Here is a 22,050-nt window from a genome sequence, read left to right as displayed (position 1 = left end):
CCCCAGGCCGGCGCCCGAGCCCCCCAGGCCGGCGCCCGAGCCCCCCAGGCCGGCGCCCGAGCCCCCCAGGCCGGCGCCCGAGCCCACCGGGCCGGCGGCCGGCCGGCGGGCGGCGTTGGTCGGGGCGGGCGTCGCCGCGGTGCTCGTGGTGGCGATCGTGCTCGGCAGCCGCATGCTCCGGGACTTCGACTCCGCCCTCCTCCCGTACGCCGTCGCCACCGTCTTCCTCGCCTTCGGCGTCGCCTACCGCTACACCATGTGGATCTCCGCCCCCGGCGCCCGCCGCCTCTTCCAGCAGGGGTGGCGCACGTTCCTCTCCCCGGCGAACTTCCGCAAAGCCCCCACGGCGGTGCCCCGCATGGCCGCCACCTACCTCGGGTTCCAGAAGTTCCTCGGCGCCCGCTCGCACGCCCGGTGGGCGGCGCACCAGCTGGTCTTCTGGGGCTGCGTGCTGGCCGCACTGATCACCTTCCCCCTCACCTGGGGCTGGTTCACCTTCACCTCCGCCACCGGCTCGGGACCCGGCTACGAGATGCGGCTGTGGGGCATCAAAATCCTCGGCTTCGACTCACTCGACCTCGCCGGCTGGCTGATGTTCCACGGCCTGGACATCGCCGCCGTCCTCGTCATCCCCGGCGCCTCCTACTTCCTGTGGCGCCGGATGAAGGACCGCGGCGCCGTCACCGGGCAGCGCTTCGCCTACGACCTCGTCCCCCTGATCGCGCTGATCGTGATCTCCGTGACCGGGCTTCTCCTCACCTTCTCGTCGCTCTTCCTGCACGGCGGCGGCTATGAGTTCCTCGCCGTCCTCCACATGGTCTCGGTGGTCCTCACCCTCATCTACATCCCGTTCGGGAAGTTCTTCCACATCGTCCAGCGGCCCGCCGCCGTCGGCATGCAGTTGTTCAAGTACACGGCCCACAAGGACGAACAGCACTTCGCCTGCCGCCGCTGCGGCGAGCCGATCGACACCACCCCCTACGTCGAGAACCTCCGCGGCACCATGCGTGACCTGAAGCTCGACTTCGACACCTGGGCCGAGTACTGCCCCCGCTGCAAACGCGTGCTGCGCGGCAGCGCCTATCTCACCCACGTCAAGAAGGGCTTCAAGTGAGCGTCCCGCTGGACCCCTCCCTCGCCCCGCCCGGCAGCCGGAACTTCCGTGACGCCGGCGGCCTGCCCGCCGACCGCTGGCACGCCGACCAGACCGGCGAGACCCTCGTCCCCACCCACTGCTGCTTCTGCGGCGTGCAGTGCGGGATGTATCTGCGGGTCGACCACCGCGGCAAGGTCTTCGGCGTCGAACCCCGCAACCACGACATCAACCGTATGCGGCTGTGCCCCAAGGGCATCAACGCCTACCAGCAGGTCAACCACCCCGACCGGCTCACCACCCCCCTCATGCGCCGCTCCCGCGACGAACCCTTCCGCACCGCCACCTGGGACGAGGCGCTGGACTTCACCGCGTCCGAGATCCACCGCGTCCAGTCGGCGTACGGGAACGACGCCTTCGGCCTGCTCGGCGGGGCCAGCCTGTTCACCGAGAAGACGTATCTGGTGGGCAAGTTCGCCCGGGTGGCGCTGCGCACCCGGCACGTCGACTACAACGGCCGGCTGTGCATGGTCTCCGCCGCCGGGGCCAACAAGCTCGCCTTCGGCATCGACCGGGCCGGCAACCCGTTCTCCGACATCCTCCTCACCGACTGCCTCCTGATCGCCGGGTCCAACGTCGGCGAGTGCTTCCCCGTGATGACCCAGTACGTGTGGGGCGCCCGGGACCGGGGAGCCACCCTCATCGTCGTCGACCCGCGCGAGACGGCCATCGCCCGCACCGCCGACGTCCACGTCGCCCTCAAACCCGGGACCGACTCGGCGTTCTTCAACGCCGTCCTGCACGTAGTCGTCGCCGAAGGCCTCGCCGACGCGGCCTATCTCGACGCCCACACCACCGGCTGGGAGGACGTCAAGCAGACCGTCAAGGACTACCCGCCCTCCCGCGCCGCCGCCGTCTGCGGCATCCCGGAGGAACAGATCGTCCAGGTGGCGCGGATGTTCGCCGGCGCGGACAAGGCCATGGCCTGGCACGCCCGCGGCATCGAACACCACTCCCAGGGCGTCGAGAACTGCCTGACCGTCATCAACCTCTGCGCCGCCACCGGCAACATCGGCAGGCCAGGCGCCGGATACGGCACCCTCACCGGACAGGGCAACGGCCAGGGCGGCCGCGAGCACGGCCAGAAGTCCGACCTCCTGCCCGGCGGCCGCTCGATCACCGACCCCGAGCACCGCCGTCAGATCTGCGAGATCTGGGGCATCCCCGAGTCGGAACTGCCGCCCGCCGGCACCTCGATGATGGAAATGGTCTGGCAGATGCAGCGCCGCGAGATCCGCGGCCTCATCGGCGTCTGCAACAACCCCTTCGTCTCCCTCCCCCACTACGGCACGGTCAAGAACGGCTACGACACCCTCGACTTCCACGCCCAACTCGACTTCTTCCTCTCCGAGACCGCGGCCAACGCCCATGTGGTCCTCCCCGTCACCGTGTGGGCGGAGGACGAGGGCGTGATGGCCAACGCCGAGGCCCGCGTCGTCAAGCACAACAAGGCCCAGGACCCTCCGCCCGGCGTACGGACCGACACCTGGGTGCTGTGCGAGCTCGCCGCCCGCCTGGGCGCCGGAGACAAGTTCGCCTTCACCGGCTCCCGTGACGTGTTCGAGGAGCTGCGCACCGCCTCCGCCGGCACGGTCAACGACTACTACGGCATCACCTACGAACGCCTGGAGGAGACCGGCGGCATCGTCTGGCCGTGCCCCGCCACCGACCACCCGGGCACCCCCCGCCTCTTCGAGGACGGCAGGACCTACCACCCCGACGGCAGAATCCACCTCCAGGTTGTCGAATGGCACCCGCCCATGGACCCCTACAGCGACGAGTTCCCCCTCTCCCTCACCACCGGCCGCACCGTCGCCCACTTCCTCTCCGGCAACCAGACCCGCCGCCTGGGCGCCCTCGTCGAACAGACCCCCCGCCCCTGGGTCGAGGTCCACCCCTCGCACGGCTTCCGCAACGGCGACGCCGTCCGCGTCGTCACCCGCCGCGGCAGCGAGACGTTCCCCGCCCTGGTCACCGAGGCGATCCGCCCCGACACCGTGTTCATCCCGTACCACTGGCCCGCGCCCACCGCGGCGAACGTCTTCACCATCGACGCCCTCGACCCCCGTTCCAAGATCCCCGAGTACAAGGTGTGCGCGGCCCGCATCGAGGCCGGCGACCTCATCGTCCCGGTCCCCGCCCCGCCCACCGCCCCGGACCGGCAGGCGTACCCGGAGACCCAGGTCTCCCGCACCGACCCCCTGCCGCCCACGGCCCCGCAGGGCCGGGGCACCGCGGAGAGGAGCTGACGCCCCCATGATGGGCAGAACGATCTTCATCGACCCGGGCCGCTGCATCGGCTGCCAAGCCTGTGTCTCCGCCTGCCGCGAGTGCGACTCCCACCGCGGCAAGTCGATGATCCATCTCGACTACCCCGACGAGGGGCGCTCCGTCGCCTCCCTTCCCACGGTCTGCATGCACTGCGAGGACCCCGTCGCCCCATGCGCCGAGGTGTGCCCGGCCGACGCCATCCTGGTCACCGCCGACGGTGTGGTGCAGCAGGCGGACACCACCCGCTGCATCGGCTGCGCCAACTGCGTCAACGCCTGCCCCTTCGGAGTCCCGAAGATCGACCTCCAGGCGAAGCTCCAGATGAAGTGCAACCTCTGCTACGACCGCACCTCCTACGGCCTCGCCCCCATGTGCGCCACCGTCTGCCCCACCGGAGCGCTGTTCTACGGCACCGTCGAGGAGCTCCGGGCCGAACGCCCCGGCGTCCAGGTCGCCGACTCCTTCACCTTCGGCACGGCGACCGTCACCACCGGCGTCGCCATGGTCGTGCCCGCCGACAAGGTCCAGTGGCCGGTCCCCGGCGGACTGCCCCTCGTCGAGGTGAACGGGGTGGACGTCCGATGAGCGTCACCGCACAGCAGCCCCCACCGCCCGAGCCCGGCACCGACACCTCCCAAGAGGCCCTGCGCGACCGGATCGCCGCCGACTCGCTGACCACCCGCCGCGACTACCTGCGGATCGTCGCCACCGTCTCCGGCGGACTGGCCGTCGGCGGCATCGGCGTCGCCTCCGGCGTCCTGCACCGGCACGGCGACAGCGAGACCGCCCCCGACGCCAAGAAGATCGCCGACCGGCTGGAACCCGGCGAGTCCCTCGCCTTCCGCTACCCGACGGACGACGACCGCGCGGTCGCCGCCCGCCTCGGCGACGGCACCCTGGTCGGCTACTCCGCCGTCTGTACCCACCTCGCCTGCGCGGTGCTGTGGCGGGCGGACCGGGGCAGCGAGGGCGAGCTGTACTGCCCGTGCCACGAGGGCGTCTTCGACGCCCGCACCGGCGAGGTCACCGCAGGCCCCCCGCCCCGCGCGCTGCCCAAGGTGCTGCTCGTGGAGGACGGTGACGGCACGGTCTGGGCGGTCGGCACCACCCGGTCCGGGGAGAGCGTCAAGGACGGACTGTGCCGGCAGGTCGGCGACGACCGTCCGGACCTCGCCGCCCGGATCGGCTGCCCCGGCGCCGATTCCGACTCCGACTCCGACTCCGGACAGGACTCCCACCAGGACGGAACGCAGCGCACATGACCGCCGCACCCCCGCCCCCGGACCCCCAGCGTCCCGACCCCCGGCTCAACCGACCTGTCCGGGAGCGGTACCCGCAGATCCGCCCCACCAGCGGCTACGGCGACCCGCGGATCCGCCACACCGGTCCGGGCCCCGGCGCCGGCGTCGAGCAGGAACCGGAGCGGTCCTCGAAGCTGTCGGCCCGCCTGGCGCTGGCCCTCACCGTCGTCGTCGGCCAGCTCTGGGGGCTGACGGTGGTGGTCAACGAGTGGATGCGGGGCGACACGACGACGGCATGGTGGGGCGCGGCCTTCCTCATCCTGTCGTTCCTCGTCGTCCTCGTACTGTGGCAGATCGACCCGGACGACCGCTGACATCCGGCGTACGCTGGGAGTATGAGGACCGCCCCCGCCCCCGGACCGCGCGATTCGAAGACCGAATCGGCGCCGAAGGAGGAGAAGATCCCGCAGAATCCGAAGGACACGCAGAGTGCGGACAGCACGCACAGCACGCACAGCACGCACAGCACGCACAGCACGGACGGTCCGAACAGTCCGGCAAGTGCGGCGAGTCCCAAGAAGAGGACACCGGCGCTGATCTTCGACGATCCGCTGGACCAGCAGTCCGCGGACGATACGGACCGTGGGTGGGGCGAGCGGCCTCCGGTCGGCGACAGCGCCGCCGACCTCGCGCGTTTCCTCGACGAGAAGCCGCCGCACCACCTCTGAGCCGGCGGCGCTTAGGGCGCGCTGCGGCCCGCCGGTCCGCGCTGGGCGACGAGCGCGTCGCGGATCTCCTTGAGGACCTCCAGCTCGGTGACCTCCAGGGCCTCCTCCACGCCCCTCCTCTCCTTCTCCAGAGCCGCCCGGCGGGCCAGGTACTTGGCCATGGGAAGCACCATCAGGAAGTAGACGACGGCGGCGGTGATCAGGAAGCTCAGTGTGGCGCTGAGCACCGAGCCCCACAGGATCGCGACGCCCTGGACGACCTCCCCGTTGGCGTTCACCTGGCACGGGCCCTTCAGACAGGACTGGTAGCTCTCCAGGTTCTGGGTGCCGAAAGCGCCGACGACCGGGCTGATCACTCCCCGGACGATCGCGTTCACGATGTTGGTGAACGCGGCGCCGATCACCACCGCCACCGCCAGGTCGATCACGTTCCCGCGCAGGAGGAAGGCTTTGAAGCCTTCCAGCAAGCTCTGATTCTTCTCCTGGCTCACCACGGTGCCTTTCGTCGCATGTGCAGTTGGCGGAGCCATTACGCCCTGCACAGTGCATAACCGTCCAATCCGTACACGCGGACAGGTGACGGGTCAGGCAGTCAGTGCGACTGAGGAGGGGGAGGGGGGCGGTGCTCAGCACAGCGTCACCGCCAGACGGGACGTCGTCGCCGCGCCGGCCAGCACGGCGGCGGTCGCGCGCGGGACGGACAGCACGACCAGCGCGCCACCGTCCGCCGACGCCCCGCTCGCCTGCGGCACCCTTTCCACGTGGGCGCCTGTGGCCACCACGCGGGCGTCGCCCTCACCGTCCGCCGCCGACGACTCCGGTGCCGCGATCACGTCGACGCGGTCCCCGGGCCTCAACAGCCGGACGGTCTCGCCGTCCGCGATCCGTACCGGAGCGGACACCATCTCCGGCTTCCGCTCGCCCTGCGGCGCCGCGGCGGCCTGCGGCTTGTGCGTCTCGGCGGGCCCGCGAGACCCCGGAGCGGAGGCGGCCAGCGCGGCGGCCGTCATGGCGAGCCCCGCCGCCATCGCGCGCCGCCTTCGCCGCACCGCCCGCCGCAGTCGGTGCCGCCCGCCGCGCACCCGCAGCGGCGCGAACTGCGGCACCCCGCACGTCTCGGGCACCGGCGCCGGCGCACCGTGCGCCGAAGCCGGGCGCGTGGCGGGAAGAAGAGCGGGAGTAACAGAAAGGGGCGAGGGGGACGACGTCATGGCAACCACCGCCTGCCGTGAGGGACCGGGAGCGAGCATCGGCTCCGCCGGCTTTCCGCCGACGCCCTCACGATCCCGCGTCCCCGCCGATCCCGCTCAGGCCTGTGGACAACTCCGGCAGTGGGGAAAACTCCGTCACCCGTCGGCGGGACCAGCCGCCATGGTCACGGCAGCTCGATCCCCAGGTCCCAGCCGTCGTGCGCATGCGTGCACAGGCAGGAGCGGCTCTCCGGCTCGGGCAGTCCGGCGACCGCGTCGAACAGCACCTCCCGCAGCCGGCCCACGTTCTCGCCGAACACCCGCAGCACCTCGGTGTGCGAGACGCCGTCACCGGTCTCGGCGCCCGCGTCCAGATCCGTCACCAGCGCCATCGACGTGTAGCAGAGCCCCAGCTCACGAGCGAGGTAGGCCTCCGGGTGCCCGGTCATGCCGACCACCGACCAGCCCATCGCGGCATGCCACTTCGACTCCGCGCGGGTGGAGAAGCGCGGGCCCTCGATCACGACCATGGTCCCGCCGTCCACCGCCTCCCAGCCACGGCCGTGCGCGGCCGCGAGGGCCACCTTGCGCCCGTCGGGGCAGTACGGGTCGGCGAACGAGGTGTGCACGACGTTCGGTACGGTCCCGTCCGGCAGCGGCTCCCCGTCGAAGTACGTCTGCGTACGGATCTTCGTCCGGTCCACCAGCTGGTCCGGCACCAGCAGCGTGCCCGGCCCGAACTCGGGGCGCAGCCCGCCCACCGCGCACGGCCCGAGGACCTGCCGTACGCCGACCGAGCGCAGTGCCCACAGGTTGGCCCGGTAGTTGATGCGGTGCGGCGGCAGGTGGTGGCCGCGTCCGTGCCGGGGCAGGAAGGCGACCCGGCGCCCGGCCAGCTCACCGAAGAACAGCGAGTCGCTCGGGCTGCCGTACGGGGTGGTCACCGGGACCTCTGTGACGTCCTCCAGGAACGAGTAGAACCCGGAACCCCCGATGACGCCGATGTCCGCGCGCATGACCGTGCCGCTTCCCGCGCCGTTACCCGCCTTCGCTGCGTTCGCCATGCGGCTCACCCTAACGGGGCCCGGATACGCCGAGGACCCCGCCGTGGAAATCGGCAGGGTCCCGGGAAAGCCGGAGCTGGATCAGGCGGCGGAGCTGGAGCTTCCGGCCGCACTCGACGTCGCGGGCTTCGAGTCCGAGGACGAGGAGCTCGACGACGAGGAGTCCGATGACGAGCTCGACGACGAGCCCGAGGCCGAGCCCGACGACTTCGAGGCCGGCGAGCTGCTCGACGACGCACCGCGGCTGTCGTTGCGGTAGAAGCCGGAGCCCTTGAAGACAATGCCGACGGCCGAGAACACCTTCTTCAGGCGTCCCTTGCAGGCCGGGCACTCGGTCAGGGCGTCATCGGTGAACTTCTGCACCGCCTCGAGGCCCTCGCCGCACTCGGTGCACTGGTACTGGTAGGTCGGCACTTGTCTTCCTCCTGGCACTCTCACTCAATGAGTGCTAACGACAGTCCATACTGACGTATTCCGCGGGATCAGTCCACCGTCACCGGCACGCGGTGACCGACGCCACGTGCCACGGTCCGGGTCGCCGTACGGGGCGCGAGCCGCGAACGGAGCGCCACCAGGGTGGCCAGGGCCAGTGCCGTACCGGCCAGCGGGACGAGGAAACCGGCGCTCGCGCCGTACCCGTCCGCGAGCCGGCCGGCCACCGTCACGGCGGCCGCCTGGCCCAGCCCCACGGCGCCGGTGAGCCAGGTGAAGGCCTCGGTCCGGGCGGACGCCGGGACCAGCGAGTCGACGAGCGTGTAGCCGGTGATCAGGGCCGGCGCGATGCACAGGCCGACGATCAGGCCGAGCGCGCCCAGCATCACTACGGAGTGCGCGGACCACAGCAGCGAGGCGGTGGCGGTCAGACCCGCGTACCCGAGGATCAGCCGGCGCCGGGGCCCGGTCTTCCAGGCGATGGCGCCGACCGCGATGCCGGCCAGCATGTTGCCCGCGGCGAAGAGCCCGTACAGCAGGCCGTTCATGCCCGGCTGCCCGATCTCCTCGGTGAACGCGGTCAGCGAGACCTGCATGCCGCCGAAGACGGAGCCGATGCCCAGGAAGGCCACCGCCAGGACCCGTACGCCGGGCACCGACAGGGCGGAGACGCGCTCCACGCGCGCGTGGGCGGCGGAAAGGCCGTGGGCGGGCTGGGTGCGCCGCTGGGCGGCGAAGAGCAGGCCGCCGGCCAGTGTCAGCGTCGCCTCGGCGATCAGACCGGCCGCCGGGTGGACACCGGTGCACAGCGCGGTGGCGAGGACGGGGCCCACCACGAACGTGAACTCGTCCGTCACGGACTCGAAGGCCGCCGCCGTCGACATCAGCGGTGAGCCCTCCAGCTTCGCGGCCCAGCGGGACCGCACCATGGGCCCGATCTGCGGCACGGAGGCGCCGGTCGGCACCGCCGCGGCGAACAGGACCCACAGGGGGGCGTCCGCCAGTGCCAGAGCCGTCAGGGCCGACACCGACACGGTGTGGACGAGTACGCCGGGGATCAGGACGGCGCGCTGTCCGAAGCGGTCGGCGAGCTTGCCGCTCTGCGGCGCGAACAGGGCCATGGAGACGCCGGTGAACGCGGCGACGGCGCCGGCGCTGCCGTACGAACCGGTGGTGTGCTGCACCAGCAGCACGATGCCGATGGTCAGCATCGCGAAGGGCTGCCGCGCCGCGAATCCGGGCAGCAGGAACGTCCAGGCGCCGGGTGTGCGCAGAAGCTGCCCGTATCCAGGACGCTTGACAGCGTCAGAGGTGTTGACCGTGGATGCCACGGCCCGTGCCTTTCTGCCGCCTGGTAGCGCTCCCCTGGGTGTCGGGAGTTGCCGAGAGCTGTCCTCTTGCGCGGAACTGCGGTAGATGCCGGGCTCCACTGCGGGGGAGCGTCACGGCCGCCATACGGTCGCGCCAGCTCTGCGTCAGGCAGAGTTGGTCGATCAGTGTGCCTTCATGGTACAGGGAAGAATGGTGTGGTGCCTGTGAAATTGCCGATACGAGGCAGGCGTCACCTCCGATTAACCGGACGTTTCCCTTCCCGTTCCTCCGGCACGGCTCCCAGGCTCTCGGCTCCCCTACACGGCTCCCAGGCGCGGCTCCCCTTACACGGCTCCTGGGTACGGCTCCCCTACACGGCTCCTCAGCCCCTTCCATCCCCTCCCGTCCCCAGCCAGCCGGCCAGCTTGCCGCCCTGGCCCACTGCCCGCAGCCGCCGCTCCGTCGCGTCCCTGACCGGGTCCGTCGCCACCACCAGCAGTTCGTCGCCGCGCCGCAGGACGGTCGTCGGCGACGGTACGAAGCTCTGGCCGTCCCGTACGACGAGGGTGACGGCCGCACCGGGGGGCAGCCGCAGCTCGGCGACCTCCACGCCGTGCATCCTGGACTTCTCCGGGATGGCCACCGACAGCAGGTGCCCCCGCAGCCGCTCCAGGGGCGCGGATTCGACGCCCAGGTCGGCGGCCTCGGCCGAGTCGCCCAGCCGCAGGGCCTTGGCCAGCCAGGGCAGGGTCGGGCCCTGCACCAGCGTGTAGACGACCACCAGCACGAAGACGATGTTGAAGATCTTCTCGCTGCCCTCGATCCCGGACACCATGGGAATGGTCGCCAGGATGATGGGCACCGCGCCGCGCAGCCCGGCCCATGACATCAGGGCCTGCTCCTGCCAGGGGATGCGGAAGGGCAGCAGGCTCAGGAAGACGGACAGCGGGCGCGCCACCACCGTCAGCACCAGCCCGACCAGCACCGCCGGCCAGAAGTCGTCGATCAGCTCGTGCGGGGTCACCAGCAGCCCGAGCAGGACGAACATGCCGATCTGGGCGATCCAGCCCAGGCCCTCCGCGAAACCGCGGTTGGCGGGCTGGTGCGGCAGCTTGGCGTTGCCCAGGACCACCGAGGCCAGGTAGACCGCGAGGAAGCCGCTGCCGTGCGCCATGGCGCCGGCCGCGTACGCCACCACCGCGATCGCCATCACGGCGATCGGGTACAGGCCGGAGGCGGGCAGGGCCACATGGCGCAGCCCGAAGGAGCCGAGGAAGCCCACCGCCAGTCCGATGGCCGCGCCGATGGCCAGCTCCAGGGCGATGGTGCCGAGCAGCATGTACCAGCTGTCGACCGGACCGACCGTCGAGAAGGCCACCACCAGGATCACGACGGGGGCGTCGTTGAAGCCGGACTCGGCCTCCAGGGTGCCGGTCACACGCGACGGAAGGGGCACCTTGCGCAGGACGGAGAAGACGGCGGCGGCGTCCGTCGAGGAGACGACCGCGCCGATGATCAGTGCCTGCCGCCAGTCCAGGCCCACCCAGTAGTGCGCCACCGTGGCCGTGACGCCCACGCTCACCGCGACGCCGGCGGTCGACAGGACGGCCGCCGTGGGCAACGCCGGTTTGATCTCCTTCCACTTGGTTCCCAGGCCACCCTCGGCCAGGATCACCACAAGCGCGGCATAGCCGATCACCTGGGTCAATTCGGCATTGTCGAAGTGGACACCGCCGATGCCGTCCTGCCCGATGGCGATCCCGATCCCGAGGTACAGGAGCAGGCTGGGGAGCCCGCTGCGGGAGGAGATCCGCACCGCCGCGACAGCGACGAGCAGCACGAGCGAGCAGATGAACAGGAGTTCGTTGAGCTGGTGGACAGTCAGTGGCCGACCCTTTCCTCACGTGCACGCCGGATCATTCCAGCCGCGGTACTTCGTTACCTTACCTAATCATTAACGCTTCCTTGACGCCGGTCCGGGGTCGGCGACGCTCCCGCGGAGTCCCCGGAAGGAGCCCCTTACTGACACCGCGTCCGGGCCGGGTGGGCGCTGCGCCTATGGTTGCTCCAGCACTCCAGGACCAGCCTGCGCCTCGAAGGACAGCGATGCCCGCCAACACCACCGCCGCTTCCACCAAGAAGAAGGGGCGACGTGCCCGTCTGCTCGTGATCGCCCTGGTGCTGGCGCTGGTCGCGGGCGTCGGCTACGGCGCCTACTGGAGCGTCAGCACCGTGCGCGCCCCCTTCCCGCAAACCACCGGCACCCTCGAGCTCGACGGGCTCTCCGCGCCCGTTGACGTCAAACGTGACGATTACGGCGTACCGCAGATCTACGCCTCCACCGACGAGGACCTGTTCCGTGCCCAGGGCTATGTCCAGGCGCAGGACCGGTTCTGGGAGATGGACGTCCGCCGCCACATGACGGCCGGGCGGCTGTCCGAGATGTTCGGCAAGGAGCAGGTCGAGACGGACGCGTTCCTGCGCACCCTCGGCTGGCACCGGGTGGCGCAGGAGGAGTACGACAAGCTCCTGTCGCCCGACACCAAGAAGAACCTCCAGGCGTACGCGGACGGCGTCAACGCCTACCTGAAGGGCAAGGAGGGCCGCGACGTCTCGGTCGAGTACGCCGCCCTCGCCTTCAGCAACGACTACGCGATCGAGCCCTGGACGCCGGTCGACTCCGTGGCCTGGCTCAAGGCGATGGCCTGGGACCTGCGCGGCAATATGCAGGAGGAGATCGACCGTTCGCTGATGACCAGCAGGCTCAGCGAGAAGCAGATCAAGGACCTCTACCCCGCGTACCCCTACGACCTGCACCGCCCGATCGTCGACAAGGGCGGCGTCGACAAGGTCACCGGGAAGTTCGACCCCTCCGCCAAGGGCGGCACCCAGGACACGGACTCGGACAGCGGCCAGGACCTGGGTACGGGCACGGGCCAGGACACCGGCCAAGGCGCGGGCACTGGCACCGGAACCGGCGGTTCGAGCACCGCCCAGGGCGCCACCCAGGGCCTCCAGTCGCAGCTCTCCGCGCTGTCCGCGTCCCTGGAGAAGATCCCCGCCCTGCTCGGCCCCAACGGCAACGGCATCGGCTCCAACTCATGGGTCGTCTCCGGCAAGTACACGACCACCGGCAAGCCGCTGCTGGCCAACGACCCGCACCTGGCGCCCCAGCTTCCCTCGCTCTGGTACCAGATGGGCCTGCACTGCCGTTCCGTCTCGGACAAGTGCCGTTACGACGTGGCCGGCTACACCTTCTCCGGCATGCCCGGCGTGGTCATCGGCCACAACAAGGACATCGCCTGGGGCTTCACCAACCTGGGCGCGGACGTCAGCGACCTGTACCTGGAGAAGGTCACCGACCGCGGCTACGAGTTCGACAAGAAGGAACTGCCCTTCGTCACCCGCGAAGAGGTCATCAAGATCGCCGGCGGTGACATCAAGAAGATCACGGTCCGTACGACGAACAACGGCCCCTTGGTCTCCGACCGCAGCAACGAGCTGGAGAAGGTCGGCGAGGAGGCCCCCGTCGACGCCCTCGCCCCGGACCGGGGTGACGGCTACGCGGTGGCCCTGCGCTGGACCGCCCTGGACCCGGGCAAGTCCATGGACGCCGTCTTCAAGCTGAACCGCGCCGCCGACTTCACGCAGTTCCGCGAGGCCGCCCGCGACTTCGAGGTGCCCTCCCAGAACCTGATCTACGCCGACGCCAAGGGTGCCGAGGGCAACATCGGCTACCAGGCCCCCGGCAAGATCCCGGTCCGTCAGAAGGGCCACGACGGCACCATGCCGGCGCCCGGCTGGGACCCGAAGTACACCTGGAAGAAGAAGTTCGTCCCCTTCGACGAGCTGCCCTACGAGGAGAACCCGGAACGCGGCTACATCGTGACGGCCAACCAGGCCGTCATCGATGCGGACAAGTATCCGTATATGCTCACCGAGGACTGGGGCTACGGTGCGCGCAGCCAGCGCATCAACGACCTCATCGAGTCCAAGACCAAGGACGGGGCCAAGGTCTCGACCGAGGACATGCGCACCATGCAGATGGACAACAGCAGCGAGATCGCCAAGCTGCTGACGCCCTACCTGCTGAAGATCGACATCTCGGACCCGCACGTCCGTGAGGCCCAGAAGCTCCTCGAGGGCTGGGACTACACCCAGGACGCGGACTCGGGAGCGGCCGCCTACTTCAACGGTGTCTGGCGCAACGTCCTCAGGCTCGCCTTCGGCAACAAGCTGCCCAAGGAGCTGCGGGTGAAGGGCGAGTGTCTCAACGTCCGCCCGGCCGACTCCACCGGTCCCGTCGACGAGCAGGACAGGCTGGTAAGGGAGTGCGGGCAGCGCGACGCCGAAACGGCCCAGCCGGACGGCGGCGACCGCTGGTACGAGGTGGTCCGCCGGCTCCTGAAGGACGAGAAGAACGAGTGGTGGAAGTCCCCTCTCAGCCGGACGCACACGGGCACCGAAAGCCGTGACGAGCTGCTGAAGCGCGCCATGGTGGACGCCCGCTGGGAGCTGACCTCCAAGCTCGGCAAGGACGTCAACAGCTGGAGCTGGGGCCGGCTGCACCAGCTGACCCTGAAGAACCAGACCCTCGGTACCGAGGGCCCGGGCTTCATCCAGTTCCTGCTCAACCGGGGCCCGTGGAACCTGTCCGGCGGCGAGGCGGCGGTCAACGCCACCGGCTGGAACGCGGCCGGCGGGTACGGGGTCGTGTGGGTGCCGTCCATGCGGATGGTCGTGAACGTCGGTGACTGGGACAAGTCCCGCTGGATCAACCTGACCGGCGCCTCCGGACACGCCTACAACACCCACTACACCGACCAGACCGACAAGTGGGCCAAGGGTGAGCTGCTCGACTGGGCCTACGGCAAGCAGGCGGTCGACGCCAGGACGGTCGACACGCTCGTCCTCACGCCGTAGGGCACACGACGCGACGGCCCTCAGGCCCTGAAACGGAGGGTGACCTCCGGGGTCACCACCGCGTGCACGGGGTGGTCGTGCGGTTCCTCCGGGACCCGCTCGACCACCTCGTTCGCGTACAGGAGCACCACCAGGGCCGGATCGTGCCCGGCTCGTACGATGCGGGCCAGGACCCGGTCGTACGAGCCGCCTCCCCGCCCCAGCCGCATGCCCCGCACGTCCACCGCCAGGCCGGGCAGGAGGACCGTGTCGGCCTCCAGGACGGCGTCCACGCCCAGTCGGGGCCCGGCGGGCTCCAGGAGGCCGCGCCCGGCCCGTACGAGCCGCTCGGCGCCCTCGTAGGCCGCCCAGTCCAGGTCGTTGTCCTCCAGCAGGACCGGCAGCAGGACGCGGACGCCGCGCTCGCGCAGCACGTCGAGCAGGGCGCGCGTGCCGGGTTCGCTCCCTGTCGAGACGTATGCGGCGACTGTCCATGCTCGCCGCAGCTCGGGCAGGTTCAGGGCCGCGTCCGCGAGAACCGCGGCCGCCTCCTGGACGTCATTACTGGTCAGGACGGTGCGGGCGGCGAGGAGTTGGCGCCGCAGAGCGGCCTTTTCGGACATGTCGCCGGTCACGGTGGCCTCACAAACCTCTCGTACATGGCGATATGGGCAGGAAGTTCACCGGAAGCTAATCTTCCGCCCATACCGACCGGATATGGTGCTCCGCATGACTCAGTCGCACCCCAGGATCAGCAAGGCTGTCATCCCCGCCGCCGGCCTCGGCACCAGGTTCCTGCCGGCCACGAAAGCCACTCCCAAAGAGATGCTGCCTGTGGTCGACAAGCCCGCCATCCAGTACGTGGTCGAGGAGGCCGTGAGCGCCGGCCTCTCCGACGTACTGATGATCACCGGCCGCAACAAGCGGCCGCTTGAGGACCACTTCGACCGCAACTACGAGCTCGAAGAGGCCCTCATCAAGAAGGGCGACCAGGAGCGCCTCGCCAAGGTCCAGGAGTCCAGCGACCTGGCCACCATGCACTACGTCCGCCAGGGCGACCCGCGCGGGCTCGGCCACGCCGTCCTGTGCGCCGCGCCGCACGTCGGCAGCGAGCCCTTCGCCGTCCTCCTTGGCGACGACCTCATCGACCCCCGCGACCCCCTGCTGTCCCGCATGGTCGAGGTCCAGGAGCGCGAGGGCGGCAGCGTCATCGCGCTGATGGAGGTCGACCCGTCCCAGATCCACCTCTACGGCTGCGCGGCCGTGGAGCCGACCGGCGAGGCCGACGTCGTCAAGGTGACCAACCTGGTCGAGAAGCCCGACCCGGCCGAGGCGCCCAGCAACTACGCCATCATCGGCCGCTACGTCCTGGACCCCGGCGTCTTCGGGATACTGCGCGAGACCGAGCCCGGCCGCGGCGGCGAGATCCAGCTCACCGACGCCCTCCAGAAGCTCGTCGCCGACGAGTCGGTGGGCGGCCCGGTGCACGGCGTCGTCTTCAAGGGCCGCCGCTATGACACCGGCGACCGCGGCGACTATCTGCGGGCCATTGTCAGACTCGCGTGCGAACGTGAGGATCTGGGACCGGACTTCCGGAACTGGCTGCGCAGTTATGTCACCGAGGAGATGCAAGGACTGTGAGTACGACCTGGTCGGTGGACGAGCACCTGGAGGACATCCTCCAGGCGGTCCACCCGCTCGACCCGATCGAGCTGCCGCTGCCCGACGCCCAGGGCTGCGTCCTGGTCGAGGACGTCGTGGTGCCCGTCGCCCTGCCGCCCTTCGACAACAGTTCCATGGACGGGTACGCGGTACGGGTCGCCGATGTCACCGGCGCCACCGAGGAATTCCCGGCGGTGCTCACGGTGATCGGCGACGTGGCGGCGGGCAGTGCGGGCCTGCCCACCGTCGGCCCCGGCCAGGCCGCGCGCATCATGACGGGCGCCCCGCTGCCACCCGGCGCCGAAGCGGTCGTCCCCGTCGAGTGGACCGACGGCGGCACCGGCGGCGCGCCCGCCACCGGCATGCGGGCCGCGAGCGCCGCCCCCGAGGGCGCCACCGGCGAGGTCCGCGTGTACCGCCCGGCCGAGGCCCGCGCCCATGTACGCGCGCGTGGCAGCGACGTCCAGGCCGGCGACCTGGCCCTGGAGGCCGGCACCGTCCTCGGTCCGCCGCAGATCGGCCTGCTCGCCGCGATCGGACGCGGCACCGTGCGGGTGCGTCCCCGCCCGCGCGTGGTCGTGATCTCCACCGGCAGCGAGCTGGTCCAGCCCGGCGAGGAGCTCGGCCAGGGCCAGATCTACGACTCCAACAGCTTCGCCCTGGCCGCCGCCGCGCGCGACGCCGGCGCCATCGCCTACCGGGTCGGCGCCGTCACCGACGACGCCACGACGCTGCGGGCCGCCATCGAGGACCAGCTGATCCGCGCCGACCTCCTGGTCACCACCGGCGGGGTCAGCGTCGGCGCGTACGACGTCGTCAAGGAAGCCCTCTCCTCGGTGGGCGACGAGGACGAGCCGGGCAGTGGCATCGACTTCCGCAAGCTCGCCATGCAGCCGGGCAAGCCGCAGGGCTTCGGCTCCATCGGCCCCGAGCACACCCCGCTGCTGGCCCTGCCCGGCAACCCGGTCTCGTCGTACGTCTCCTTCGAGCTGTTCGTCCGGCCCGCGATCCGCGCCCTGATGGGCCTCAAGGACGTGAGGGACATCCAGCGGCCACGCGTGCGTGCCGCCCTCGCCGCCGACAAGCCGCTGTCCTCGCCCGCCGGCAAGCGCCAGTTCCTGCGCGGCACGTACGACGCCGAGGCCGGCACGGTCACCCCTGTGGGCGGCGCCGGATCGCACCTGATCGCCGCCCTCGCACACGCGGACGCCCTGCTGGTCGTCCCCGAGGACACCACCACGGTCGAGCCCGGCGGCGAGCTGGACGCGGTCCTCATCGGCTGATATCCCCCTACGCCCTGGCGGGCGTGGAGGTGCCCCCAGGCGTGGCGGTACCGTGTCTGCCGCTGTGCCTTCCCGGGGGACCACCCCCGGCCCCCGTCCGCGCGACAATGGCCGTGCGGGGCAATCGGCGCCGGAACACGCGAGGCGGAGTTCAGCAGTGAGTACGCAAGGCAGCCTGACGCACATCGACGAGTCGGGGGCGGCCCGTATGGTCGACGTCTCCGGGAAGGACGTCACCGCCCGCACCGCCCGTGCCACCGGCCGGGTCCTCGTCTCCCCCCGTGTGATCGAACTGCTGCGTGGCGAGGGCGTCCCCAAGGGAGACGCCCTCGCCACCGCCCGTATCGCGGGCATCATGGGCGCCAAGCGCACCCCCGACCTCATCCCGCTCTGCCACCCGCTGGCCGTCTCCGGCGTGAAGCTGGACCTGTCGGTCGCGGACGACGCGGTCGAGATCGCGGCGACCGTGAAGACCACCGACCGCACGGGCGTCGAGATGGAGGCCCTCACGGCCGTGACGGTGGCCGCGCTGACCGTCGTCGACATGATCAAGGCCGTCGACAAGGCGGCCGTCATCACCGACGTACGGGTGGAGGAGAAGACGGGCGGCAAGTCGGGCCACTACCGGCGCGCCGAGGCGGAAGGGGCGCAGGCGTGACGCCCCGGGCCGGCCACGTCCACGGCGCGCACCCCCACGAGCCGGGCCGGACCCCCGCCGAAACGCCCGCGCCCCATGCCCCCCGCCCCCCGTACCGCGCGCTCGTCGTCACCGCGTCCAACCGGGCCTCCGCCGGGGTGTACGAGGACAAGGGCGGCCCCATCCTCGCCGAAGGGCTCACCAGGCTGGGCTTCGCCGTGGACGGGCCGCAGGTCGTCCCCGACGGCGACCCCGTCGAGGCCGCGCTGCGCGCCGGGGTGGAGGCCGCGTACGACGTGATCCTCACGACCGGCGGCACCGGCGTCTCGCCCACCGACCGCACCCCCGACGCCACCCGCCGCGTCCTCGACCACGAGGTCCCCGGCATCCCGGAGGCCATCCGCGCGTACGGCCGCGACAAGGTCCCGACCGCCGCCCTCTCCCGGGGCCTGGCCGGGGTCGCCGGGCGCACCCTGATCGTCAACCTCCCCGGCTCCACCGGCGGCGTCCGCGACGGCCTCGCCGTCCTGGAACGGCTGCTGGTCCACGCGGTCGACCAGCTGCGCGGCGGCGACCACCCCAGACCGTCATGAACCCGGCCTGGCCGGTGACGCTGGCGGACGGCGCCGTCGTCCTGCGGCCGATAAAGCTGCGCGACCAGCGGGCCTGGCGCGAGGTCAACCGGCGCAACCGCGACTGGCTGCGCCCCTGGGAGGCGACCATCCCGCCGCCCGCGCCCGGCGTCCCGTTCGCCCAGCGCCCCACGTACCGCCAGATGGTCCGCCATCTGCGCACGGAGGCGAACGCGGGGCGGATGCTGCCGTTCGTCGTCGAGTACGAGGGGCGGCTGGTGGGCCAGCTGACCGTCGCGGGCATCACCTGGGGCTCGATGTGCTCGGGCCATGTCGGCTACTGGGTGGACCGCGAGGTCGCCGGCCGGGGCGTCATGCCCACGTCCGTGGCGCTCGCCGTCGACCACTGCTTCCGTACGGTCGGGCTGCACCGGATCGAGGTCTGCATCCGGCCGGAGAACACTCCGAGCCGCCGGGTCGTGGAGAAACTGGGTTTCCGCGAGGAAGGGCTGCGTCCGCGTTACCTCCACATCGACGGCGCCTGGCGCGACCACCTGGTGTTCGCGCTCACCGCGGAGGAGGTACCGGAGGGGCTGCTGCGCCGCTGGCACCGGATCAGTCGGGGAACCCCACGCTGAAATAAAAAATACGTTCGAATTCGGCCGCCGATCCATCGCAACCGGTCCGATCAATCACAAAAAAATTCAGTGATATCAGCCAGATCGTGCGACACACCGGCCCAATTGGCCGATGGCCTGATGCGAACCCCTCTACGGTGTGAGGCGTGAGCAGCAGCGGCCTCATCTACGCAGTCATCGTCGGGGCCTGGGCCGCCTACCTGGTGCCGATGTGGCTCCGCAGGCAGGACGAGCTGAACGAAGCCCGTCCGACGGAACGCTTCAGCACCGCCATCCGGCTCCTGTCCGGACGGGCGGGCATGGAGCGCCGGTACGCCAAGGAGCTGCGCGAGCGCACCGCCGAACAGGCGGCGTCGCCCGACGTCGACCCGGACGCCGAGACCGAGCACCTCAGCTCGGTCGACGTCCGGGCCTTTGCCGCGCCCCCGGCCCGTACCGAGGCGCGCCTGGAGGTCCCGCAGGCCGTGCCCGCGAGACCCCGCCCCGCAGGGCGGCCCCGCCCGGCAGGAGCGGCCGGTGCGGCCGGTGCGGCCGGTACGGCCGCCGAGCGCGCCCGGCGCTCCAAGGTGCTGGCCAGGCGCCGGCGCACCACGGTAATCCTCTTCCTGGCCTTCACGCTCGGCGCGATCGTCGCGGCGGTCGGCGGCCTGGCGTTCCTGTGGGCCCCGGGAGTCCCCGCCGTGCTGCTGAGCGCGTACATCGTCCACCTGCGGGCCCAGGAGCGCCGCCGCTTCGTGTACGTCATGGACCGGCGCCGCGCCGAGGCCGCCGCGCAGCGCCTGCGCGAGAGCCGCCCGCGCGGCCGGCCCGCCCCCGACCAGGGCGACACGCCCGAGGCTCGCCACCAGCAGCCCGACCCGGAACCGGCCCCCGCGCTCACCCCCCAGGAGGCCGGGCGCCGGGCGCTGGTCGAGCAGACCGACCACGCCGAGTGGGTGGACCAGCAGCGCGACCACGGCCCCACCCACGGCGACAGCTGGGACCCGGTCCCGGTGCCGCTGCCCACCTACGTCACCGCCCCGGTCGCCCCCCGCGCGACGGGCGGCGTCGACGTCACCGACCCGGAGACCTGGAGCGCGGCCCGCTCCTCCCCGGCGGAACCCACCCCGCCCCCGGCGACCCGCCAGAACCCCCATCCGAGCCCCTACCCGCCGCGCCGCTCCCACGACCACGGCCGGACACCGCTCTTCGACCAGTACGCGGACGAGGACCGCCCCCGCGCCGCCAACGAGTGAGGCCGACGAGTGAGAGGGCCGGCGACGGTGGCGTGAGGCACCTCTCCGTGGCCCGCGGGGAACGGATTTCCAAGCACCCGGATCGGGATGCTAATGTTTCACACGTCGCAAGGGCCTGTGGCGCAGACTGGTAGCGCACCTCGTTCGCATCGAGGGGGTCAGGGGTTCAAATCCCCTCAGGTCCACGCACAAAGGACCGTTCGCGGGTCAGCCTGCGAACTGTTCACGAGATCCCGTTCAGACGGTCACCGTCTGAACGGGATCTCGTCGTTTGGGCCTCTGCTGATGTGAAAGCGCCGGGACCGCCTCAGGAGGTGCGGGCTTCTTTCGGCCAGCATGGGTGAGGTCTGCCGACTCGGGCCGCCGATACTCCTTTACGAGCGGAAGGCTCGGCGGCCGCAGGGCGGACGCGTAGGCTCCGCTGTTTCCCCGCCGGCTGCCGTCCCCGCAGGTGGGGGCGGCATTGCCGCAATGCTTTGCGGCGCTGCGGACGAGCCGGTGCCGCTGTCTCTTGACGCCGGATTATGCCCTTCGTCTTCATGTGTTGTTAATGATCATTCTGAGACCGTTCGTAGATTTTCGGCCACTGACTTGTTCTTGCTTCCTTGCCTGTCTTCGAGTGGTCGTTCTAAGGTCTCGGTGTTCGAGGAGTGGAGAGTGGCGTGCTCTCCTCTTTGTGTTCCGTGGGAACACCTCACCTCACCTCATCCCGCCTGACTTTCGTCGTCACTCGCCCTGAATCAAGGGTGCACCTCTATCAGGAGAAAGACGTATCGGCTCAGGAGTGCGGTTAAATGGTAGATCGGACAGTGCTGCTCGATGTCACGATTCGCGACGGCGGGTACGTCAATGGACATTCCTGGACCACTGCGCAGGCGTCCCAGGTAGTGGCAGCCTGTTCCGCTGCGGGGGTCCCTTATTCCGAAGTCGGATATCTGAGGCCGGAGCGGCAGCAGGTCGACGGTGACGAAGCGCCGTCGGCCTCATGTCCGCCCGCGTATCTCGAGAAGCTCCGGGAGGCCGCGGCGGGGGCGGAGCTGGTGGTGATGGCGCACGCGAAGGACGCCATGCCGCAGAGCGTTGCCCGGCTCGCCGATTTCGGGGTCGGGATGGTGCGCATGCCCACGCGGCCTGACCAGGTGGCCCGGCTCGCGCCGTACGCGGAGGCTGTGCATGGGGCCGGCATGGCGTTCGCTGTCAACCTCATACGGGTCAGTGAGCTGACCGAGCGGGCCGTCGCGGAAGCCGCGCAGGCCGCGGAGAAACTCTCCGTCGACATCTTCTATCTCGCCGACTCCAATGGAAGCCTGCTCCCCGAAGACGTCACCCGGTTATGGGGCCCAGTGCGTGAGAACGTCGGTGCGGTGCTCGGGTTTCACCTGCACGACGGCATCAGTATGGGTTTCGCGAATGCGCTGGCCGCCATGCAGCAGGGTTTTACGTACATCGATGCCTCGTTGTCCGGGATGGGGAAGGGCGGGGGGAACCTTCCGCTGGAACTCATCGCTGCTTATCTGCGGTCCCGGAGTGGCCGTGAATTCAAAGTCACTCCGCTGATCGAGACCGCGGCCGAACTGCTGAAGCCCTGGAAGGGAAACCAGATCCTCGCCCAATGCGAGGCCATGGTCGGCGGGATGCTCGACCTGAATATGGACGAGCTGGCCGAGCTCAATGGGGCGGGCGCGAGGAATGTTCTGACGATTCTCGATGGTGCGTCCGCCAGTCAGTGAC

General features: G+C 70.7%; 21 protein-coding genes and 1 tRNA gene. 15 read left to right on the top strand and 7 right to left on the bottom strand.

Annotation, left to right across the window (positions count from 1 at the left end):
* The first annotated feature begins 115 nt into the window (after positions 1–115).
* Genes BKD26_RS18540 through BKD26_RS18515 form a run of 6 tightly spaced genes read left to right on the top strand, consistent with a single transcriptional unit; the run spans position 116 to position 5,393 of the window.
* Entirely contained in the window at positions 116–1,114 is a 999-nt protein-coding gene (locus BKD26_RS18540) for an MFS transporter (protein ID WP_241518730.1), read from the top strand.
* Complete coding sequence (locus BKD26_RS18535; protein WP_084899211.1) at positions 1,111–3,402, top strand: molybdopterin oxidoreductase family protein; 2,292 nt, start codon at positions 1,111–1,113, stop codon at positions 3,400–3,402. Before BKD26_RS18540 ends, BKD26_RS18535 begins: the two co-directional genes overlap by 4 nt.
* 7 nt (positions 3,403–3,409) lie before the next feature.
* Positions 3,410–4,009, top strand: a complete 600-nt coding sequence (locus BKD26_RS18530) for a 4Fe-4S dicluster domain-containing protein (RefSeq protein WP_073757429.1) — start codon at positions 3,410–3,412, stop codon at positions 4,007–4,009.
* The gene (locus BKD26_RS18525; protein WP_084899208.1) at positions 4,006–4,686 is read left to right on the top strand and encodes a Rieske (2Fe-2S) protein; all 681 of its coding nucleotides are present in this window, start codon (positions 4,006–4,008) and stop codon (positions 4,684–4,686) included. The genes BKD26_RS18530 and BKD26_RS18525 overlap by 4 nt, the downstream gene beginning before the upstream one ends.
* Complete coding sequence (locus BKD26_RS18520; protein ID WP_084899207.1) at positions 4,683–5,039, top strand: hypothetical protein; 357 nt, start codon at positions 4,683–4,685, stop codon at positions 5,037–5,039. The genes BKD26_RS18525 and BKD26_RS18520 overlap by 4 nt, the downstream gene beginning before the upstream one ends.
* Positions 5,040–5,060: 21 nt before the next feature.
* Complete coding sequence (locus tag BKD26_RS18515; RefSeq protein WP_084899205.1) at positions 5,061–5,393, top strand: hypothetical protein; 333 nt, start codon at positions 5,061–5,063, stop codon at positions 5,391–5,393.
* A gap of 11 nt (positions 5,394–5,404) precedes the next feature.
* Here BKD26_RS18515 and mscL read toward each other — a convergent pair whose 3' ends face one another.
* The 6 genes from mscL to BKD26_RS18485 all read right to left on the bottom strand — a co-directional run bounded on the left by mscL (position 5,405) and on the right by BKD26_RS18485 (position 11,230).
* Complete coding sequence (gene mscL / locus BKD26_RS18510; protein ID WP_179166588.1) at positions 5,405–5,923, bottom strand: large conductance mechanosensitive channel protein MscL; 519 nt, start codon at positions 5,921–5,923, stop codon at positions 5,405–5,407.
* Positions 5,924–6,019: 96 nt separating this feature from the next.
* A complete protein-coding gene (locus tag BKD26_RS18505) occupies positions 6,020–6,517 on the bottom strand; it encodes a hypothetical protein (protein ID WP_347104969.1) in 498 nt (165 codons plus the stop codon).
* A 251-nt stretch (positions 6,518–6,768) separates the two neighbouring features.
* Positions 6,769–7,647 carry an S-methyl-5'-thioadenosine phosphorylase gene (locus tag BKD26_RS18500; RefSeq protein ID WP_084899202.1) on the bottom strand — a complete coding sequence of 293 codons (879 nt, stop codon included), beginning with the start codon at positions 7,645–7,647 and terminating at the stop codon, positions 6,769–6,771.
* Between the two features lie 81 nt (positions 7,648–7,728).
* Complete coding sequence (locus tag BKD26_RS18495) at positions 7,729–8,061, bottom strand: FmdB family zinc ribbon protein (RefSeq protein WP_084899201.1); 333 nt, start codon at positions 8,059–8,061, stop codon at positions 7,729–7,731.
* A gap of 68 nt (positions 8,062–8,129) precedes the next feature.
* Entirely contained in the window at positions 8,130–9,410 is a 1,281-nt protein-coding gene (locus BKD26_RS18490) for an MFS transporter (RefSeq protein WP_084899199.1), read from the bottom strand.
* Positions 9,411–9,772: 362 nt separating this feature from the next.
* The gene (locus BKD26_RS18485; protein WP_241518716.1) at positions 9,773–11,230 is read right to left on the bottom strand and encodes a potassium/proton antiporter; all 1,458 of its coding nucleotides are present in this window, start codon (positions 11,228–11,230) and stop codon (positions 9,773–9,775) included.
* A gap of 266 nt (positions 11,231–11,496) precedes the next feature.
* Between BKD26_RS18485 and BKD26_RS18480 the strand changes: the two genes are divergently transcribed.
* Positions 11,497–14,313 (top strand): penicillin acylase family protein, encoded by a 2,817-nt coding sequence (locus BKD26_RS18480; RefSeq protein ID WP_084899198.1) that lies wholly within the window; start codon positions 11,497–11,499, stop codon positions 14,311–14,313.
* A 20-nt stretch (positions 14,314–14,333) separates the two neighbouring features.
* Here BKD26_RS18480 and BKD26_RS18475 read toward each other — a convergent pair whose 3' ends face one another.
* Entirely contained in the window at positions 14,334–14,915 is a 582-nt protein-coding gene (locus tag BKD26_RS18475; RefSeq protein ID WP_084899384.1) for a 5-formyltetrahydrofolate cyclo-ligase, read from the bottom strand.
* A 106-nt stretch (positions 14,916–15,021) separates the two neighbouring features.
* On the opposite strand from BKD26_RS18475, the gene galU reads away from it, so the two are divergent.
* The 8 genes from galU (at position 15,022) to BKD26_RS18435 (ending at position 22,049) form a co-directional block, all read left to right on the top strand.
* On the top strand, positions 15,022–15,933 hold the full coding sequence (galU, locus tag BKD26_RS18470) for a UTP--glucose-1-phosphate uridylyltransferase GalU (RefSeq protein ID WP_084899381.1): 912 nt from the start codon (positions 15,022–15,024) through the stop codon (positions 15,931–15,933).
* A complete protein-coding gene (glp, locus tag BKD26_RS18465) occupies positions 15,930–17,237 on the top strand; it encodes a gephyrin-like molybdotransferase Glp (RefSeq protein ID WP_084899196.1) in 1,308 nt (435 codons plus the stop codon). Before galU ends, glp begins: the two co-directional genes overlap by 4 nt.
* A gap of 157 nt (positions 17,238–17,394) precedes the next feature.
* The gene (moaC, locus tag BKD26_RS18460; protein WP_084899195.1) at positions 17,395–17,895 is read left to right on the top strand and encodes a cyclic pyranopterin monophosphate synthase MoaC; all 501 of its coding nucleotides are present in this window, start codon (positions 17,395–17,397) and stop codon (positions 17,893–17,895) included.
* Positions 17,892–18,467 (top strand): MogA/MoaB family molybdenum cofactor biosynthesis protein, encoded by a 576-nt coding sequence (locus BKD26_RS18455; RefSeq protein WP_084899193.1) that lies wholly within the window; start codon positions 17,892–17,894, stop codon positions 18,465–18,467. Before moaC ends, BKD26_RS18455 begins: the two co-directional genes overlap by 4 nt.
* A 14-nt stretch (positions 18,468–18,481) precedes the next feature.
* The gene (locus tag BKD26_RS18450) at positions 18,482–19,084 is read left to right on the top strand and encodes a GNAT family protein (RefSeq protein ID WP_084899191.1); all 603 of its coding nucleotides are present in this window, start codon (positions 18,482–18,484) and stop codon (positions 19,082–19,084) included.
* Between the two features lie 146 nt (positions 19,085–19,230).
* The gene (gene glpR, locus BKD26_RS18445; RefSeq protein ID WP_084899190.1) at positions 19,231–20,319 is read left to right on the top strand and encodes a gephyrin-like molybdotransferase receptor GlpR; all 1,089 of its coding nucleotides are present in this window, start codon (positions 19,231–19,233) and stop codon (positions 20,317–20,319) included.
* Positions 20,320–20,430: 111 nt separating this feature from the next.
* Positions 20,431–20,504: transfer RNA gene (locus tag BKD26_RS18440), tRNA-Ala, on the top strand.
* Positions 20,505–21,128: 624 nt separating this feature from the next.
* Positions 21,129–22,049, top strand: a complete 921-nt coding sequence (locus BKD26_RS18435) for a hypothetical protein (protein WP_179166587.1) — start codon at positions 21,129–21,131, stop codon at positions 22,047–22,049.
* Position 22,050: the final 1 nt, after the last annotated feature.

The sequence above is a fragment of the Streptomyces sp. CB03238 genome (assembly GCF_002099185.1).
In the GTDB taxonomy this organism is placed as follows: Bacteria; Actinomycetota; Actinomycetes; order Streptomycetales; family Streptomycetaceae; genus Streptomyces.
This window is presented reverse-complemented; position numbering and strand designations above follow the sequence as displayed.

Excerpts from the sequence above, each read along its gene's own strand:
- BKD26_RS18515 (WP_084899205.1), top strand. The coding sequence starts at position 5,061 with ATGAGGACCGCCCCCGCCCCCGGACCGCGCGATTCGAAGACCGAATCG.
- BKD26_RS18530 (WP_073757429.1), top strand. The coding sequence starts at position 3,410 with ATGATGGGCAGAACGATCTTCATCGACCCGGGCCGCTGCATCGGCTGC.
- BKD26_RS18475 (WP_084899384.1), bottom strand. The coding sequence starts at position 14,915 with ATGTCCGAAAAGGCCGCTCTGCGGCGCCAACTCCTCGCCGCCCGCACC.
- BKD26_RS18525 (WP_084899208.1), top strand. The coding sequence starts at position 4,006 with ATGAGCGTCACCGCACAGCAGCCCCCACCGCCCGAGCCCGGCACCGAC.
- galU (WP_084899381.1), top strand. The coding sequence starts at position 15,022 with ATGACTCAGTCGCACCCCAGGATCAGCAAGGCTGTCATCCCCGCCGCC.
- BKD26_RS18480 (WP_084899198.1), top strand. The coding sequence starts at position 11,497 with ATGCCCGCCAACACCACCGCCGCTTCCACCAAGAAGAAGGGGCGACGT.
- BKD26_RS18500 (WP_084899202.1), bottom strand. The coding sequence starts at position 7,647 with ATGGCGAACGCAGCGAAGGCGGGTAACGGCGCGGGAAGCGGCACGGTC.
- BKD26_RS18520 (WP_084899207.1), top strand. The coding sequence starts at position 4,683 with ATGACCGCCGCACCCCCGCCCCCGGACCCCCAGCGTCCCGACCCCCGG.
- mscL (WP_179166588.1), bottom strand. The coding sequence starts at position 5,923 with ATGGCTCCGCCAACTGCACATGCGACGAAAGGCACCGTGGTGAGCCAG.